Here is a 16,937-nt window from a genome sequence, read left to right on the forward strand (position 1 = left end):
GGACGTTCCTGCTGACGGGAATGACTCTCGCGGGCGCTGCTCCCCGGTCGTTCCACTTCCGCTACCGCCCCCCGCGCGCCGGACGGGAACGCGACAGGAAACCCCTGTCCACGGACGCGGGAAGCGCCTTCCGGGCCTGTCGCGGCCGAGGGGAGACGTACACGAAAGGGCCCACCGGCGACACCGGTGGGCCCTTCCGTCGAACGGATGCGGGTCAGATGGGGCAGCCGAGCACGGCGGCCGTACGGGAGGCGAGTTCGGCGGGTGTGAGGGCGGTGAGGACGGCATACCCGTCCCGCGCCTCCCGCACGTCCTCGGGTGCGGTGGTCCGTCCGGGTGCTCCGGGCGGATCCGCCACCGGGAGGGCGGCCGCACACCCCACCGGCACCGCCGCTTTCAGCGGCTTCCCCGACAGGGCATGGACCAGCTCCCGTTCGGCGACCAGTCCCGTGGTGAGCTCGATCAGCCGGCAGACGGGCCAACTCGCGGCCCGGGGAACCGCGTCCACCACCCGCGGCCCTCGCCCGGTGCGCGCGATGCGGGTGAACGCGTACCCGAACTCGTAACCGACCAGGTCCAGGAGGCCCGTGGCCAGGGCGCGGATCTCCGCCTCCTCGGCACCGGTGATCGGGGCGGGGAAGGTGTGGACGGCGGGGCCGGAGCCCCACGGCATCGTGGCAGCGCCGGCCGCCCCGTCCGGTCCGAGCCCGGCGTCCAGGTCCCCCCGGTCGCCGAAGTCCCCGCCGTCGGAGCGGAATTCCACGATGCCCGTGACCCGGTGCATCCCGTCGACCGTGAGGGTCTCCACCCCGTACCCGACATCGCACAGCGGCGGCCGGTGCTCCGGCTCGTCCGGCAGGGCCAGCGCCTGCCACTGCGGGCCACTGACGTTCAGCAGCTTCCTGACCTCGGCGGCATCCGCCAGCAGCCGGGCGGCGGAGGCGGGATTCGGGGACACGCCGAGTTCCTCCGCGGTCTCCAGGACAACGGGGTGGGTACTCGCGTCCCCGCAGGCGACCAGCCTGCCCACCCGATGGGTGAGCACGGTCTTGCGCAGGTGCGCGCGGAGTTCCTCGTCCGTGAATCCGGCCGTGTCCGCGACGGTGACGACGTGGAAGCCGGCCTCCGTCGCCGCGGCCGCCAGTCGTGGCGACGGCGCGACGAGGAGGAGGCGCCGGGGATCGGCGGTGCCGGATCCGGCCGATTCCGTCATGGCTGCTGTCCTCCGGTGTCCTGCTGGCCGGGTCGCGAGGCGGCGCCCGCGAGGAGGGCGTCGGCGAGCACGCCGCCCTTCCCCCAGTGGTCGGTCTCCACGTCCCGGACGATGACGGTGACGGCCTCCTCCGGGCATCCGGCTATCCGGGACACGCAGGCGGTCAGTTCCTCGACCAGTTCCTGGCGCTGGGCGCGATCGTTCCCTTTCCACCAGTCAACGGCGATCACAGGCACGGGAAGCTCCTTCTGCTCGGGGCGGGGCGGGGCGGGGCGGGGCGGGGCGGGGCGGGGCGCGGGACCGCGGCGTCGGCGACCTCGGCGTCCGCGACTGCGGCGTCCGCGACCGCGGGACCGGACCGGCTGCCCGGCGTACGGTCGCGTGGCGCTCAGGTGAGTGTGGGCCGGGGCGTTCCTGAATGTTTCCCGCTCCGTTCCCCTCTCGTTCCGCACAGCCCGAGACGCTCCCGCCGGGTGGGAACGCGGCGGGACCGCAGCGGGAAGCCCCCCGGGCACGCTCGGTTCCTGTCATGAGGCCCACCCCGCCCCTGGAGCCACGATGAGCCTGCTCAGTGCGACGAAACCGGAATCGAACCCGGCCCTGCGCCCCGCCCCCGGCACCGCCTCCGCGTCCTCCTCCGCGTCCGCCGGTGAGCCCGAGGCGCCGACGGCCACCCGCGCGTCCGCCGGTGAGTCCGAAGCATCGACGGCCACCCCCGCGTCACCCACCCTCCGTCTGCTCGCCGCGCTGCGCGAGGACCTCTCCGTCGTCGTGGCCCGCGACCCCTCCGTACGGGGCAGGAAGGAAGCGATCCTCCACCCCGCGCTCACCGCGCTGTGGGCGCACCGTGTCGCCCACCGCATGCACGGTCGCGGCCTGCGCATCCCGGCCAGGCTGCTCGCCCGCTGGGCCCGCCGGGTGACGGCGGTCGAGATCCACCCCGGGGCGGTGCTGGGCCGCAGGGTCTTCATCGACCACGGCGCCGGGGTCGTGATCGGGGAGACCGCCGTCGTCGGTGACGACGTGACCCTGTACCACCAGGTCACCCTGGGCGCCGTCGGCTGGTGGAGCGACAACAAGCGGCCCGAGGGCGACCGCCGCCATCCCGTCGTCGGGGCCGGCGTCATCCTCGGCGCCAACGCCACCGTCCTCGGACCGGTGACCGTGGGGGACCGGGCGGTCATCGGCGCCCAGGCCCTGGTCAACAAGGACGTCCCGGGCGGTGCCCGGGTGCTCGCGCCCACCGCCGTCATCAAGGAGCCCGGCCGTCGGCCGGAACTCCTGGAGGACGTCTTCACCGTCATCGCCTCCGCCGGTTCCTGGTGACACCCCTCCGCCGGATCCCGGTGCCAGCCCTCCGCCGGCTCCCGCCGGCAGCGCTCCGCCCGTTCCCGGTGACCCCCAGGGCCTTCCGCCCCCGACCTTCCCGATTGCGAGTGATGCAGCCATGACCACCACCGTTCCCGCCCCGCTCACCTCCCTCGCCCCCGCCCGCCCGGCCGTCGCCTCACGGATCGAGGACCTCGTCGGATGCACGCCGCTGCTGGAGCTGCGGCTGCGCGATCTGGCACCGGGCGCCCGGGTGCTGGCGAAGCTGGAGTCCGCCAACCCGATGTCCTCCAGCAAGGACCGCGCGGCCCTCTACATGCTGCGCGCGGCCGAGGAGCGCGGCGCGCTCCGGCCCGGCGGCACCGTCATCGAGGCGACCTCCGGGAACACGGGGATCTCCCTGGCCGCGTTCGCCGCCTCCCGTGACTACCGCTGCGTGATCGTGCTTCCGGACAACGCCACGGCCGAACGGGTCAGGCTGCTGCGGGCGTTCGGGGCCGAGATCGTCCAGACGCCGAGCTCGCTGGGCTACCCGGGGGCGATCGCCGAGGCCGAGCGGCTGCACGCGGCGACGCCGGGGTCCTGGTTCCCCTGCCAGCACGAGAACCTCGACAACGTACGGGCGCACTACGAGACCACGGGCCCGGAGATCCAGGCGGCCGTGTCCTCCCTCGGCCGCCGCGTCGCGGCCTTCGTCTGCGGGGTGGGCACCGGCGGCACCCTCACCGGTGTCGCCCGCGCCCTCAAGGAGCATGATCCGGACGTACGGGTGATAGCGGTCGAGCCGGAGAAGTCGCCCGTCCTGTCCCGGGGTTACGCGGGCCAGCACCGCATCCCCGGGCTCAACGGCGGCTTCGTGGCCGACACGACCGACGTCTCCCTCATCGACGAGGTCGTGACGGTCTCGGACGAGGACGCCCTGCTGACCGCGCGCCGGCTGGCGACCGGTCAGGGCCTCTTCGCCGGCGTCTCGTCCGGCGCCGCCGCGTACGCCAGTGAGTGCGTCGCCCACCGGCCGGAGTTCTCCGACGGCATCGTGGTGACCCTCCTGCCGGACACCGGTGAGCGCTATCTGAGCATGTGGGAGGACCAGGCATGAGCCACGCGATGTTCCGGGCCTACGCGGACGCGGTGAAGGCCGAGATCGGGACCGCCACGACCACCCGCTTCATAGCTCTCGCGGAGACCACCGACGGGCGCTTCGGGCTCTTCCACCACTCGATGCTGCCGGGGGCCGGCGGGGCGGACCCGCACTACCACTCCCGGATCTCCGAGTCCTTCTACGTCCTGACGGGCGAGGTGCGGCTCCACGACGGCACCGGCTGGCGCACCGCCCGCGCCGGGGACTTCCTGCACGTGCCGGAGAACGCGGTGCACGGCTTCCGCAACGAGAGCGACTCGCTCGTGGAGATGCTGATCATCTTCACCCCGGCCGAACACCGTGAGGGCTACTTCGAGGGCCTGGCCGCCCTGCTCGCCGACGGCAACCGCCCCTCGCGCGAGGAGATGGTCGCGCTGATGGAGAAGTACGACCAGTTCGAGGTCGACGCCCCCGACACCGATCACGACCACCCGCACGGGCCTCCGCACGGCGACGGCCCCGGCCACCATCACCACCCCGGTTCCGGCCACCACCATCACCACGGCCCCGACGGCGCGCACACCGCCCCGCACCACCACGACTGACCGGCGGGTCCGCCCGGCCCCGCCGGCCGCCCGCCCCGTCCTCCCCTTCCCTCCTTCCGCCACCTCTTCAGAGGAGATCACCGCATGAACCTCGCCAACTGGGGCCGCTTCGGTCTGCTGGCCGCCCTGTGGGGCTGCAGTTTCGCCTTCATCAAGATGTCGCTGGAGGCGTTCGCGCCCCTCCAACTCGCCTCCGGCCGGCTGGTGGTCGGTGCGCTGGTCGTCCTCGCCATCCTCGCCGTCAAGCGTCTTCCCCTGCCGGGGCGCCCGCTCTGGGGGCACATCGCCGTGGCCTCCGTCTTCGGCAACGTCATCCCCTTCACGCTCTTCGCCATCGGCGAGCAGCACACCACCGCGACCATCGCGGGGGTGATCCAGGGCGCCACCCCGCTCATCACCCTGGGCGTCGCCGCTCTCGCCCTCTCCGAGGAGAAGCCGACGCGCCGCAAGGTGGCCGGCCTGGTCGGCGGGTTCGTCGGGCTGATCATCGTGGTGGGGCCGTGGAACACCGACGGCTTCGGCTCGATCGGCGGCCAGCTCGCCTGCGTGGGAGCCGCCGCGAGCTACGCCGTCAGCTTCGTGTACATCCGCCGCTTCATCGGCCCCCACAAGCTGCCCGCGCTCTCCGTGACCGCGGCCCAGCTGGGTGCCGCCGCCGTCATCACCGTGGTGCTCACCACGTTCGTCACGGGCTGGAGCCTGCACGGTGACCTGACCGCCAAGCCGCTGTTCGCCCTCCTGGTCCTCGGCGCGGCCTCCACCGGTATCGCCTTCGCGCTGCTCAACCGCCTGATCGCGGACGCCGGTCCGACCACCGCCTCCGGCGTGAACTACCTCGTGCCGGTGTTCTCCGTGGTCGTCGGCGTGCTGGCCCTGAGCGAACCGCTGTCCTGGAACGTACCGGTGGGCGGGGTCATCGTCATCGCCGCGCTCGCCCTCGCGGAAGGCCGGATCTCGTCCCTGTCCCGGGCCGGGAAGCCCCGGCCGACGTCACCGGTCGCCCCCGACCGCGTACCGGCGAAGAGCCGCTCGTAGCACCGCCGTACGACGGACCGGCACAGAGAACACCCACCGCACGGGAAACACCCACAGCACAGGCAGCACCACAGCACAGGCAGCACCACAGCACAGGAGGCACCACAGCACAGGAGGCACCACCGCACAGGAGGCACCACCGCACAGGCAGCACCACAGCGCAGCCAGGTCTCAACGAGCCGGGGCCGGCGCGGACACCCTTCCCAGGGGCCGCGCCGGCCCCGGCTCGTTGCCGTGGGGGCACCGCCCCCGACCGGGGAGCCCACCCCGGCCGTCCGGCCGCGGAGCCGGCGTGCCGCCCGGGAGGTGGCCGGATTACGGATCGGTTCCCGGCCACCTCCCCGGTCCCGGTAGCGAGGCGGGAGGGCGACGGGACCGCCCGGCGCGAGTCTTTCTGCACAAGGCGCCATCAGGCCCACCCGCCTCGACCGCCCCTGGCGTCTCCCCTCCCTCTCCCTCCTCAAGGAGCATCTCGCATGGCGCGCACCACCACCTCGCCGTCTCCCACCGCTCCCTCCCTCGGGGACGCGCGGATCATCTCCGCCGGAGACTTCGTCTTCGCCCCCCTGGCCGGCCGGCTCACCGAGGTCGCCACCCCGGTGAGCCCGGCCGCCGGCTCCACGCACGTCACGCTGCACGTCGTCCGGATCGCCCCGGGCGAGTCGTTCAGCCCCGAGTCGAGCGTCGAGGAGGAGAACACCGCGGTCGTCTTCGACGGCGCGGGCACGGCCACGGTCGGCTCCCGCAGCCGGCCCGTCGAACGGTCCCACGCCGCCTACGCCCCCACCGGACAGGCGCTGAGCCTCACGGCCGGCCAGGACGGACTCACCGTCTACATCTGGCGGACCCCCCTCGCACCGGGGCGCCGGCCCGGCACCGACCCCGAGCCGTTCTCCACGCTCTGGGACGAGACCACCCAGCTGCGCGGGTTCGGCGGCACCGGCCAGATCGCCCCCGACGCCGACCGCGCCACCATGAACTTCGTCTTCTGGCCCGGCAACGGCAGCAGCCAGCTCTGCCTGCACTGCGGCATCCAGCAGCCGGGCCAGACCTTCAACGTCCACCTGCACCCCGACAGCGACGAGGCGTTCATCGCCTTCGAGGGCATCGGCCAGATGTACCTGCGCGACCGCTGGATCGACGTCGCCGCCGGGGACGTCCTGTACGCCGCGCCGGGCGTCCTGCACGGCGCCCGCAACCCCCACACCGGGCCCGACGCCCGGCGCTTCGTGACCTGCGGGGGCCCCAGCCCCTACGACCCGGCGCTCTATTCCGCCGCCGGCCTCTCCTCCGACGTCAGGTGATCTGAGCCATGTGCCGAATCCACGGATCCTTCCACGCCCGCACCACCGACGACGAGATGCGCCGGGTCGCCGCGCTCCAGCACCACGGCGGCCCCGACGCCCAGTCCTTCGCCCGGCAGTCCGGCTGGGCGCTCGGCAACAACCGGCTCTCGATCATGGACCCGGAGGGCGGGGACCAGCCCTACCGCCTGGGCGACATCACCGTCGTCTTCAACGGTGAGATCTACAACCACGACCGGTTGCGCACCGAACTCATGCGCCAGGGCTTCCACTTCGACGACCGCTGCGACGGATCGATTCTCCCCGCGCTCTACCTGACGTACGGGGACCGGTTCGCCGAGCACCTCGACGGCATGTTCTCCCTCGCCGTGATGGACCTGCGGCGCGCACCGCGCCTGGTGGTCGCCACCGACGCCTCCGGCATGAAGCCGCTCTACTACCACTGGGACGAGCGCAGCGGCCGGTTCCACTTCGCCTCCGAGCTGCCCGCCCTCCTCGGCTTCGACGGCGTACGCCCCTACGAGGACGAACTGGGCCTGCACACCTACCTGTCGGCCAAGACGCCCTTCGGCCAGCGGACCATGTTCGAGGGCATCGACGTGCTGCCGCCCGCCACCACCGCCGTCGTCACCCGCGAGGACGGCCTGCGCCTCACCTCCCGCCGCATGGGGTACGAGACGGCTCCGCCCGTCGACGAGGAGCGGAGCCTGACCCGGGCCGGCGAGTCGCTGCGCGAGCTGCTGTCCCGCGAGGTCTCCCGGCTGCTCATAGCCGATGCCCCGGTCGCCGCCATCACCTCCGGCGGTCTCGACTCCAGCCTGGTCACCGCGCTCGCGGCCCGCATCCTGTTCGACCGCGGCTCCAGCGAGGCGCTGCACACGTTCAACATCGCCTACACGGGCAACTGGCCCGGTGACGAGCGGGCGTTCGCCTCGGAGGTGTCCCGGCACACCGGCACGGTGCACCACCAGGTGGAGATCGACCCGGCCACCTTCCCGGACCTGATGGGCGACGTAGTGCGCCATCTCGGCCAGCCCAACGCCGACCCGATCACCCTCTCCACCTTCTCGCTGTTCCGAGCGGTCCGCGACGCCGGCTTCAAGGTGGCCCTCACCGGGGACGCCGCCGACGAACTCTTCGGCGGATACAGCCGGATGACCCAGGCGCTCGCCGCCCCCGCGGGGGCCGACTGGGCCGGCCCCTACCTCGACCACCTGGCCGCGGTCCCGGAGTCCCTGCGCCGGCAGCTGTACACCCCCGAGTACGCCGCCCGGGTCCTCGCGCCCGGCGCGTCCCCGCTGCCGCCCGGCCTGACCGACATCCTCGCCCACGGCGAGGGCAGCAGGCTCCAGCGGATCACCCGCGTCGAGCAGCGCTACCGGCTGCCCGCCTACCACCTCCGCCGCGTCGACCACCTGTCGATGGCCAGCTCGGTGGAGGCCCGGCTGCCGTTCTGCCAGCCCAGCGTGGTGCGCTTCGCGGCGTCCCTGCCCGACCAGCACCGCACGGTTCCCGGGGTCGGCGTCAAGCGCGCGCTCTACCGGGCCGCCGAGGGGCTCCTGCCCGACAGCGTCCTGAACCGGCCCAAGCAGCCCTTCACCCTGCCGATCACGGCCATGCTGGCCCCGGGGCAGCGGCTGTGGGCGATGGCCCGCGACGTCCTGTCCCCGCAGGCCCTGCGCGCCGACGGGCGGCTGCGGTACGAGGTGGTCGACGCCCTGTTCGCCGAGCAGGAGGCCCGGCCGTCCGACGGCACCTCGCTGGCGCTGTGGGCCCTCATGTCGCACCAGATGTGGCGCGAGGAGTTCTTCGGCCCGTCCGCCGGTGCGACCCGGCAGACCCGTGAACTGGCGGTGATGGCCGGATGATCGTCTCCCTGGTCAAGGCGACCGGCGCACCCTGCCCCACCGCGGTGCTGGACGGCCGCGACCTCCCCGAGTCCGGTCCCCAGCTGCTGAGCGCGCTGGCCGGCCTGCGGGCCGACCTGACCCGCCAGGGCTCGGCCGACGTCCTCAAGAACGCCATCGTGCGCCCCTCCCGGCACCCGCTCTTCGACCTGGACTACCGGTTCGTGCAGTCCCTGCCGCAGAGCCACGACAGCTTCGACCTGCGCGGTTCCTGCGGTCACTCGATCCTGGCCGCCGTCGAGGCAGCCGCCCGCACCGGCATGATCCAGCCACTGGTGCCGGGGTGCCGGGTCCGGGTCAACGTCCTCAACAACGGCGACAACGTGGTGTGCGAGGCCGAGGAGACCTTCGGCGACGGCACCCGGTTCACGGCGCACTTCCTGTGCTCACCGCCGCTGGAGCTGCCCGAACTCCTCATGACCGGGGAGCCGGTGACGTACGTCCCCTTCGAGGACCGGACCGTGCCCGTCTCCCTGGTGTCGATGGGCAACCCGTACGCCTTCGTCGACGCGACGCAGCTCGGCGTCGACGGGCCGAACGCCCTCTTCGGCGACGACCCCGCTCTGTTCGACACCATGACCCGGCTGCGGATCGCGGTCTGCGCCTCGCAGGGCTGGGACACCTTCGGGGCCTTCCCCAAGATCGCGGCCGTGCTCCCGCAGGACGGCGGCGGACTCCACGTACGGGCCGTGTCGGTGCCCTCCTGGCACCCCACGGTCGCGCTGACCGGCGCCATCTGCCTGGGCGCCGCCGCCGGCATCACCGGCACCGTGCCCTGGTCGCTGGCGGGGAGCGCGGCCCGGGACCCCGACGCGCTGCTCCAGGTCCGTACCCCGGGCGGCTGCGTCCGGGTGGCCGCTCACTCGACGTCCGGCCCCGACGGGCGGCGCGAGCTCGCCTGGGTGTCCGTCGCCGAGAAGCAGGTCGAGTACCGGGGACTGCTGCCGCGCCCCCGGGCCGCCGACGCCCAGCACCTCTCCGCCGGCCCCCGCCTCACCCCGTCCGCCCCCCTATCCGAGGAGAACCCGTGGGTTCCGCTGACAGCCTGACCGCCGTACGCGACGACATCGGCCCCGGGGCGTTGTCCGACCCGTTCGCCATCGACCCGTTCCCCGGAGGCCGCCGCAGGGCCGCCCGCGACCTCTCCGCGCGCCCCGCACCCCTCCTGCCCACCCCGCCGGTCCTGGAGCGGCTGGCGGCCTGCGCCGAGGCGGCCGACCTCAGCGGCGAACCGGACCGCGAAGCCGTCGCGGTGCTCCGCGAGAGCGGCCTGCTGGCCCTGGTCGTACCCAAGTGCTACGGCGGCGCGGGCGCCGACGCGGTGGCCCTCAACACCTGTGTGGAGCAGGTGGCCTCGGTGAACGCGTCCGCGGCGATCATGCTGTTCCAGCACTGCGCCGTGACCAGCCGCATCGTCGAGAACGGTTCGCCCGCCCAGCACCGGGAGGTGCTGCCCCGGCTCGCCGACGGCCGCTGGCTGGCCGCCTCCGCCTGGTCGGAGAGCGGGGCCGGCGCCGACAAGAAGAACCTCGCCACCCGGGCGGACCGCACGCCCGAGGGGGAGTGGCTCCTGGACGGCGCCAAGTCCTTCACCACCAGCGCGGGCCTCGCGGACGTCTACCTCGTCCTGGCCCAGACGCCGGACGAGACCCCGGCGGACGCCTCCTCCCGGGACACCGGGTACGGAGCGGCCGGGCAGACGTTCTTCCTGGTCCCGGGCGACCACCCGGGACTGGTCCCCGACACCTCGATGCGGCTGACCGGGATGCGCGGCTCCGCCACCGGATTCGTCTCGGTGCGCGAGTGCGTCGTACCGGACTCCGCACGGCTCGGCGCGACGGGCGTCGCGGCGTCCATCATCAGCCGGGTCCGCGACAGCGGCGCCTCCCTCGGCGCGGTCGCCGTGGGCCTCGCGCAGGCCGCGCTGGAGGCCGCACACGCGCACGCCGAGCGCCGGGGGCTCTACGCCCACCAGGCGGTCCGGCACCGCCTGGTGGACCTGGCCACCGAGGTGGAGTCCGCCCGCGCGGTGGTGGAACGGGCCGGCCGGCGCACCGCCGCCGACCCCGGGATGACCACGCTCCACTCCAAGCTGGCCGCCTCCGCGGCGGCCGAGCGGGTGGTGGCGGACGTGGCCCGCTTCCTCGGATCGGCGGGCTACGTGGAGACGCATCCGATCAACCGGCTCGGGCGGGACGCCCGCGCCGTCGCCCTGATGGGACCGACCAACGACCTCTGCAAGGAACTGGTGAGCCTGCCGTGGAACCGATGAACTCCGCCTCCTCCATACCCTCCTCCCCGGCCGACCTGGTGGTGGAAGGAGGCCGCCTCGTCACCCCCGAGGGAGTGACCGAGGGCAGCGTCGTCGTCCGCGACGGCCGCGTCGCGGCGATCGTCGCCCCCGGCGCCCCGCTGCCCGCCGGCCCCCGGCTGAGCGCCGCGGGCAGGTACGTCCTGCCGGGCCTCATCGACTCCCATGTGCACTTCCGCACACCGGGCCTGGAGCACAAGGAGACCTGGGAGAACGGCAGTCGGGCCGCGCTCGCCGGGGGCGTCACGACCGTGATGGACATGCCCAACACCCGCCCCCCGTCGCTCGACGCGGCGACCCTGCGGGCGAAGGCGGCGCTGATCGCGGGCCGCTCCCACGTGGACCACCGGTTCCACATGGGAGCGGACCCCGACCACCCGGAGGTGCTCGCCGACCTCGCCCCGGAGGTGGCGACCTCCGCCAAGGCGTTCATGGCGGGCCACCACACGGCGCCCGTGGTGTTCCGCGAGGCGCACCAGCTGGAGGCGGCGTTCGCCGCCGCCGCGCGCGGCGGGGTGCGCCTCGTGCTGCACGCCGAGGACCAGCACGTCTTCGACCTGCTCGACTCCCGCGCCGGCGACCCCGAGTCGTACGACGCCTACGAGCCCCACCGGCCGCGCTCCGGGGCGATCGTCGCGGTCGCCAAGGTCGTCCAACTGGTCCGCACGTACGGCACGAAGACGCACATCCTGCACGTGTCGTCCGCCGAGGAGACCGACCTGCTCGTGGCCGCCGCCGCCGAGGGGCTGCCGATCAGCTTCGAGGTCACCGGACACCACCTCGCGTTCACCGACCACGACACCGCCCTGCGCGGCCCCCGTACCCGGCTCTCCCCGGCGATCCGTGCCCCCCGCGACCGGGACCGGCTCTGGCAGGCGGTGCTCGGCGGCGAGGCGTCCACCATCGGCAGCGATCACGCCCCGCACACCGTCGAGGAGAAGAACCGGCCGCCGGCCGAGGCCCCTCCCGGCCTCCCCGGCGTCCAGGAACTGGCCGTGTCGGTCTGGACGGGCATGCTCGCCCGCGGCATCGCCCCCGACGACGCCGCCGTGCACCTGGCCCGGCTGATGGGGACGGGCCCCGCGGACCTGTTCGACCTGGCCGGGAAGGGCCGGCTGACGGTCGGCGCCGACGCCGATCTGTCCCTCCTGGACCCGGCCGCCCGCTGGCAGCTCTCGGCCTCCCACGTCGAGTCGCTGTGCGGCTGGTCCGCGTACGAGGGCTGGATGTTCACCGGCCGGTTCACCACCGTGGTACGCGGCGGGCACATCGCCTGGGACCTGGAGCGGGGCACGCTGGGCGAGCCGCTGGGCCGCTGGCTGACCGGCCCGCTCCCGTCCGCCCCCGCCCCCTCGGCCGAGGAGTCCCCGACCCCCGAGCCGGTCCGCGAACTGGAAGGAGCGACCCGATGAACGCCACCTCCCTGCTGACCGCGTCCCCGAGGACCCGCCCCGCCCCCACACCACGACCCTCCACCCCGACAGCGCCCGCCCCGTCAGGCTCCGCACCGGCAGCGCCCGCCCCGACAGCCTCCGCCCCAACAGCCTCCGCACCGACAGCCTCCGCACCGACAGCCCCCGGGCCGGAAGCCGGCTCCCCGGTGACCGGACCCGCGGCCCCGGCCCCGCTGACGTCCGGCGACCTGGCGGCCGACGAGTTCCGTTCCGCCATGGCCTCTCTCGCGGCCCCGGTCACGGTGGTGACCTGCTACGACGCCACGGGCACTCCGCGAGGACTGACGGCCAGCGCCGTCTCCTCGCTCTCCCTGGACCCGCCGCTGCTGCTGGTCTGCCTCGACCGGAACTCCCGCACCCATGACGTGCTCGTCTCGGCGGACGCCTTCGCCCTCCACCTGCTCGGCCCGGAGAACGAGGCGCTGGCGAAACGCTTCGCCGGCCCGACCGACCAGCGCTTCGAGAACGTCCCCCTGACCTCCGGCCCGACCTCGCTGCACGCACCCCAACTGGCCGACTGCGCACTGCGTTTGACCTGCACCCGCTACGAGGTCATTGAGGCGGGCGACCACTCGATCCTGGTGGGCCGGGTCACGGCGTCCGACTGCCTGGGCCGCCCGGCCGGAGGCCTGGTCTGGCACCACCGTGGCTTCGCCCACGCGAAGCCGGCGGAGGTCCCCGCCTGACCGAGACCGGTCCGACTCTCGGGCCGACACGCGAAGAAGGCCCTGCCCCGTCGAAACGGTTCAGGGCCTTCTTCGTATTGCCCGGTGAGGGCAATGGCGGGGGACACGAGATGCGAACTCGTGAGGGGATGCCCCCAACACGCTTTCCACCTCTTCGTCCGGAGCGGCCGGGGCGTACGGGAACATCCTGACCTGCGGAGCAGCTGGTCCAGGCGGGGCTTCTGAACGGTGCTGGACGCCGGTGAACGAGACCACGGAGGTGTTCTCGTTCCGGCCGCCGATCTGCGGCCCAATCCTCGAACAGGCCGGGCCGCCACTCTCGGACGTGCCTGTCGAAGTCGCCGTCGTGTCCGGCTTTGAGCACCGTCACGTAACCGATCCCACTACTGGCCTGCGTGATCAGCTGTTGCAAGTTCTGTCGGCGCTTAAAAGAGCCGATGCCCGGCACCCGAGCAGAGGTTGGCCGCAGCGTGGCCGGCCCAGTCGGACCGCCCACTTCGCACCGACCGGTGGTCTCCTGTCCCACCTGCCAGGTGGCATCGGGCAGCACCGTGATCGACGTGCCGGCCGAGGCGACGAAGGCCCTGAGATTGGGGGATGAGCAAAGGAATCACCTGCTCGCCTACTCCGACAGCGGGCGGCGTAGCGTCGTCAAGCAGACGGCGGTCCGCGGCGGCGTCCTGTTGGTGATCGTCTCCGACAGTCCGGCTCTGGTCGACGCTGACGCGGCGAATGCCGTCGGCAAGGGGCACCGCGCGGGCTGAGCCCGACGCACGGCGGCTACCGCGTGTCTTCGGCGCACAGGGCGACCGCTTTCGCCAGCCCCGCGAAGTCGACCTGGAGCGGGTCGAGGCGCTGGAGGCTGGAGGGCGTGATGGTCTTCTGATGCGGATGCCGATCGTTCAGGACGCGGGTGGGCAGAACGAAGAAGGTCCACTGGCCGAGGTCCAGGGGGTCGAGGGTCAGCTTGTTCTGGTGGTGCAGCAGGCAGAAGACGTACACGTCTGCGTGGCGCCGCTTCTCGGTCGAGGTCGTGTTTGTCTCGGGGTCCCAGCTGCCCTTTGGCTCGATGTCGAATGAAGGCGCCGACGGTCGCGCCTGCGTCCACGACTGCAGGTAGGCCGTCGACTTCACCTCGACGCTCCACTGCTCGGACGTACGGATGTCGACCGCGTCCCACCCGATACGCGTTCCGGCGGCGGCACCCAGAGCCATGGCCACGATGTACTCAGCCAGGACGCCGCGCAGGGCGTTGTTGGACACGTCGGAGTAGGCCCAGCTCCAGAATCCGCCGAGGCTGCCGACCGTTTCGCCGTTGGTCTGGATCGGCTCAGCGCCACTGAGCCGCGTGACGGCCAGTGGCCCGAGATTGCCGTTCATGCAGTCCTCCAGAAGATGGTGTGAAGTGGCCGTTCCGCCTGACAGTCGCTGGTGACAACGCCGTTGGGCTCGCCCTCACGCCGGGACAGAAGTACAGCGCGTAAGCAGGACGGCTGTCGCGTCAACTCTTGGCGATGGCCCTTCTGGACGTCGTTCGCAGTCCGTACTCTGGCCACAATGATCCGATCAGCGACCGGGATCTCGACATGGGTGAGAGCTTGATGCTGGGAGACCGCCTCCGGGTGGCACGCAAGACGCGAGGGTTGTCCGTTGCGCAGCTTGCCCAGCGGGTCGCGATCTCCGTCAGCCTGCTTCAGAAGCTGGAGTCCGGTGCTCGAAAGGCGACGCCGAGTCTCATATTGGCCCCGGCACGAGCGCTGCATTTCGGACCGGAGGTGTTGACCGGTCAGCCGTACTACGGGGAAGCGGAGGCCGAGGACGGGGTCCACACCGTCATTCCGGAGCTCCGGCGGATCCTGCTGTGCTTCGACACCCCCGACGAACTGGAGACCCGCCCACGTGCTCTGCCGGTTCTGGCCTCCGAGGTGGACCAGATTGCTGCACTGCGACGTGATGCCCGGTACGTGCCGATGAGGCCGCTGCTCCCCCGGTGATCACCGAGCTGACCCATGTAGCGCTCGGCGCACGCGGTGAGGGACAGCAGAAGGCGTTCTGGCACCTGGCCCGCGCCTACCGGGCCGTCAACAGCCTGGCGCACAAGATGGGGCACCATGACCTGGGCAACACAGCGCTGGAGCGGGTGCGATGGGCCGCTGACCGTACCGGCGATCCGCTCATGCAGGTCACGGCCGGCTTCCTGGTGGCCGGGTCGATGCTCCGCCAGGGGGCGACCAAGACGGCTCGTCGCAAGCTCACCGGACTGCGCGCGGAGCTGGAGCGACTCCAGCCGGAAGGGGCGTACAGCGACGACGCGCTGTCCGTGGACGGGGCGTTGCTCCTGAAGCTCGCGGTGGTGGATTCGCGGGAGAACAACCCCGAGGGAGCCGAAGAGCTGCTGCGGGAAGCCGAGCAGCTCGCGGGGATGGCAGGCAACCGGGACAGCCTCGCCTACGAGATGAGCTTCGGGCCGACGAACATCAAGATCCATACGGTGCACACGCTGATTGACACCGGGGACAACGCGCAGGCCCTGGTCCGGCTTGCCGAATGGGGCGAGGGCGGCGCCGGATGGATGCCGCCGGCCTCGACGGTCGGTGAGCGATCCAGCCACCACCACATCGATGTCGCCTCGGCACGTCTGGCGGAAGGCGACCGCAGTGGTGCGTTCGCCGAGCTGAAGCGGGCGAGGAAGATCGCTCCGAACCACACGCGATTCCACCCATCCGTACGCGAAACGCTCGGCTCGCTGGTGCGGATGGACGCGCACCCCTCTGCGGAGCTGTCCGCGTTCGGTGTCTGGGCAGGCGTTGGGTAGCACAACTCGTCTGTTGAAACGGGCACTGAGTTTGAACTCGTGGTGTCGTAGGGGCTGACGGCTCGTCGCCTGTGCGGTATCACCGGGACATGCGGTATCCACAAGGAGGCGGGCTGACCGCCGAACGGCAGCAGTTCCGCCAGGAGTTACGGCTCAAGGCGGCCGAGATGTTCGCTCGGGGCGAGGCGAGCTCGGTGATCGCCGAGGACCTACGGGGCAGCGTTCGTTCGGTGCAGCGATGGCGGCAGTTGTGGGACGAGGGCGGTCCGCGGGCTCTGCGGTCGCAGGGGCCGGCGTCGCTGCCGAGGCTGAGCGAGAAGCAGTTCGCCCAGTTGGAGGCGGAGCTGGCCAAGGGACCGGCCGCGCACGGCTGGGAGGACCAGCGCTGGACCCTGAGCCGTGTGAAGACGGTGATCGGCCGACGCTTCCACCTGACCTACACGATCCAGGGTGTGCGCAAGCTCCTGGTCCGTAATGGCTGGTCGTGCCAGGTGCCGGCCCGACGTGCGATCGAGCGGGACGACGAGGCGGTGGCCGGGTGGGTCAAGGAGGTGTGGCCGTGCGCGGAAGACTCGCGGCGGCCCGTGGAGCCTGGCTCGTCTTCGAGGACGAAGCCGGATTCTCCATGACGCCGCCGCAGGCGAAGACCTGGTCACAGCGCGGTCGAACCCCGGTGGTGGGAGTCCGCGGCCGCTCCCGCAGACGGATATCCATCGCCGCGCTGACCTGCTACAAAGCCGGCCACCGCTCAAGACTGATCTACCGGCCGCGCCGGGACGACGGCAACCGCGACGGACGCAAGAGCTTCTCCTGGCGCGACTACCGGGACCTGCTGATCGCCGCCCACCAGCAGCTCGACGGCCCGATCGTGCTCATCTGGGACAACCTCAACGTCCACAAGGCCGCCGACCTGCGGAAGTTCGCCGAATCACGTGACTGGCTGACCATCTACTACTTGCCGCCCTACGCACCCGACCTCAACCCCGTCGAAGGGATCTGGTCCCTCCTGCGACGCGGCTGGCTCTCCAACGTCGCCTTCTCCACCCCCGAACACCTCGCCCGGCGCATCCGACGCGGCCTACGGCACATCCAGTACCGCAGTCACCTCATCGACGGCTGCCTCGCCGAGACCGGCCTGACCATAAGGCCCGCCTGAGCAACCCCACGACATCACGAGTTCAACTTCAGTAATCGCGA

At 72.3% G+C, this 16,937-nt stretch carries 18 protein-coding genes; 15 read left to right on the plus strand and 3 right to left on the minus strand.

What is annotated here, in order from left to right; all coding sequences use genetic code 11:
* Positions 1-214: 214 nt before the first annotated feature.
* Positions 215-1,213, minus strand: a complete 999-nt coding sequence (locus tag KME66_RS17550) for a hypothetical protein (RefSeq protein ID WP_216323600.1) — start codon at positions 1,211-1,213, stop codon at positions 215-217.
* A complete protein-coding gene (locus KME66_RS17555) occupies positions 1,210-1,449 on the minus strand; it encodes a 4-oxalocrotonate tautomerase family protein (RefSeq protein WP_216323603.1) in 240 nt (79 codons plus the stop codon). The genes KME66_RS17550 and KME66_RS17555 overlap by 4 nt, the downstream gene beginning before the upstream one ends.
* A 322-nt stretch (positions 1,450-1,771) precedes the next feature.
* On the opposite strand from KME66_RS17555, the gene epsC reads away from it, so the two are divergent.
* The 11 genes from epsC to KME66_RS17610 all read left to right on the plus strand — a co-directional run bounded on the left by epsC (position 1,772) and on the right by KME66_RS17610 (position 13,689).
* The gene (gene epsC / locus KME66_RS17560; RefSeq protein ID WP_216323606.1) at positions 1,772-2,539 is read left to right on the plus strand and encodes a serine O-acetyltransferase EpsC; all 768 of its coding nucleotides are present in this window, start codon (positions 1,772-1,774) and stop codon (positions 2,537-2,539) included.
* Between the two features lie 121 nt (positions 2,540-2,660).
* Positions 2,661-3,641, plus strand: a complete 981-nt coding sequence (locus KME66_RS17565; RefSeq protein ID WP_073222668.1) for a PLP-dependent cysteine synthase family protein — start codon at positions 2,661-2,663, stop codon at positions 3,639-3,641.
* Positions 3,638-4,228, plus strand: a complete 591-nt coding sequence (locus KME66_RS17570; protein ID WP_216323610.1) for a cupin domain-containing protein — start codon at positions 3,638-3,640, stop codon at positions 4,226-4,228. Before KME66_RS17565 ends, KME66_RS17570 begins: the two co-directional genes overlap by 4 nt.
* A gap of 84 nt (positions 4,229-4,312) precedes the next feature.
* Positions 4,313-5,263: a DMT family transporter gene (locus KME66_RS17575; protein WP_073222664.1), complete on the plus strand. Its 951-nt coding sequence runs from the start codon at positions 4,313-4,315 to the stop codon at positions 5,261-5,263.
* 476 nt (positions 5,264-5,739) lie between these two features.
* Positions 5,740-6,567 carry a cupin domain-containing protein gene (locus KME66_RS17580; protein ID WP_216323613.1) on the plus strand — a complete coding sequence of 276 codons (828 nt, stop codon included), beginning with the start codon at positions 5,740-5,742 and terminating at the stop codon, positions 6,565-6,567.
* Between the two features lie 8 nt (positions 6,568-6,575).
* On the plus strand, positions 6,576-8,435 hold the full coding sequence (gene asnB / locus KME66_RS17585) for an asparagine synthase (glutamine-hydrolyzing) (RefSeq protein WP_073228349.1): 1,860 nt from the start codon (positions 6,576-6,578) through the stop codon (positions 8,433-8,435).
* The gene (locus KME66_RS17590) at positions 8,432-9,523 is read left to right on the plus strand and encodes a PrpF domain-containing protein (RefSeq protein ID WP_073228353.1); all 1,092 of its coding nucleotides are present in this window, start codon (positions 8,432-8,434) and stop codon (positions 9,521-9,523) included. The genes asnB and KME66_RS17590 overlap by 4 nt, the downstream gene beginning before the upstream one ends.
* Positions 9,502-10,746: an acyl-CoA dehydrogenase family protein gene (locus KME66_RS17595; protein ID WP_216323616.1), complete on the plus strand. Its 1,245-nt coding sequence runs from the start codon at positions 9,502-9,504 to the stop codon at positions 10,744-10,746. The genes KME66_RS17590 and KME66_RS17595 overlap by 22 nt, the downstream gene beginning before the upstream one ends.
* Positions 10,743-12,197 carry a dihydroorotase family protein gene (locus KME66_RS17600; protein ID WP_253208595.1) on the plus strand — a complete coding sequence of 485 codons (1,455 nt, stop codon included), beginning with the start codon at positions 10,743-10,745 and terminating at the stop codon, positions 12,195-12,197. The genes KME66_RS17595 and KME66_RS17600 overlap by 4 nt, the downstream gene beginning before the upstream one ends.
* Before the next feature lie 188 nt (positions 12,198-12,385).
* A complete protein-coding gene (locus tag KME66_RS17605; protein WP_253208377.1) occupies positions 12,386-12,925 on the plus strand; it encodes a flavin reductase family protein in 540 nt (179 codons plus the stop codon).
* Positions 12,926-13,458: 533 nt separating this feature from the next.
* Entirely contained in the window at positions 13,459-13,689 is a 231-nt protein-coding gene (locus KME66_RS17610; protein WP_253208378.1) for a hypothetical protein, read from the plus strand.
* A gap of 16 nt (positions 13,690-13,705) precedes the next feature.
* Here KME66_RS17610 and KME66_RS17615 read toward each other — a convergent pair whose 3' ends face one another.
* Positions 13,706-14,305: a hypothetical protein gene (locus tag KME66_RS17615; protein ID WP_216323619.1), complete on the minus strand. Its 600-nt coding sequence runs from the start codon at positions 14,303-14,305 to the stop codon at positions 13,706-13,708.
* Positions 14,306-14,439: 134 nt separating this feature from the next.
* On the opposite strand from KME66_RS17615, the gene KME66_RS33965 reads away from it, so the two are divergent.
* The 4 genes from KME66_RS33965 (at position 14,440) to KME66_RS17630 (ending at position 16,896) form a co-directional block, all read left to right on the plus strand.
* Positions 14,440-14,919: a helix-turn-helix domain-containing protein gene (locus KME66_RS33965; RefSeq protein ID WP_253208379.1), complete on the plus strand. Its 480-nt coding sequence runs from the start codon at positions 14,440-14,442 to the stop codon at positions 14,917-14,919.
* Positions 14,916-15,740 (plus strand): hypothetical protein, encoded by an 825-nt coding sequence (locus KME66_RS17620; protein ID WP_253208380.1) that lies wholly within the window; start codon positions 14,916-14,918, stop codon positions 15,738-15,740. Before KME66_RS33965 ends, KME66_RS17620 begins: the two co-directional genes overlap by 4 nt.
* An 89-nt stretch (positions 15,741-15,829) precedes the next feature.
* Entirely contained in the window at positions 15,830-16,369 is a 540-nt protein-coding gene (locus tag KME66_RS17625) for a winged helix-turn-helix domain-containing protein (protein WP_216323622.1), read from the plus strand.
* Complete coding sequence (locus tag KME66_RS17630; protein WP_253208596.1) at positions 16,366-16,896, plus strand: transposase; 531 nt, start codon at positions 16,366-16,368, stop codon at positions 16,894-16,896. The genes KME66_RS17625 and KME66_RS17630 overlap by 4 nt, the downstream gene beginning before the upstream one ends.
* Positions 16,897-16,937 lie beyond the last annotated feature (41 nt).

Origin of the sequence: Streptomyces sp. YPW6, assembly GCF_018866325.1 — a bacterium.
In the GTDB taxonomy this organism is placed as follows: domain Bacteria; phylum Actinomycetota; class Actinomycetes; order Streptomycetales; family Streptomycetaceae; genus Streptomyces.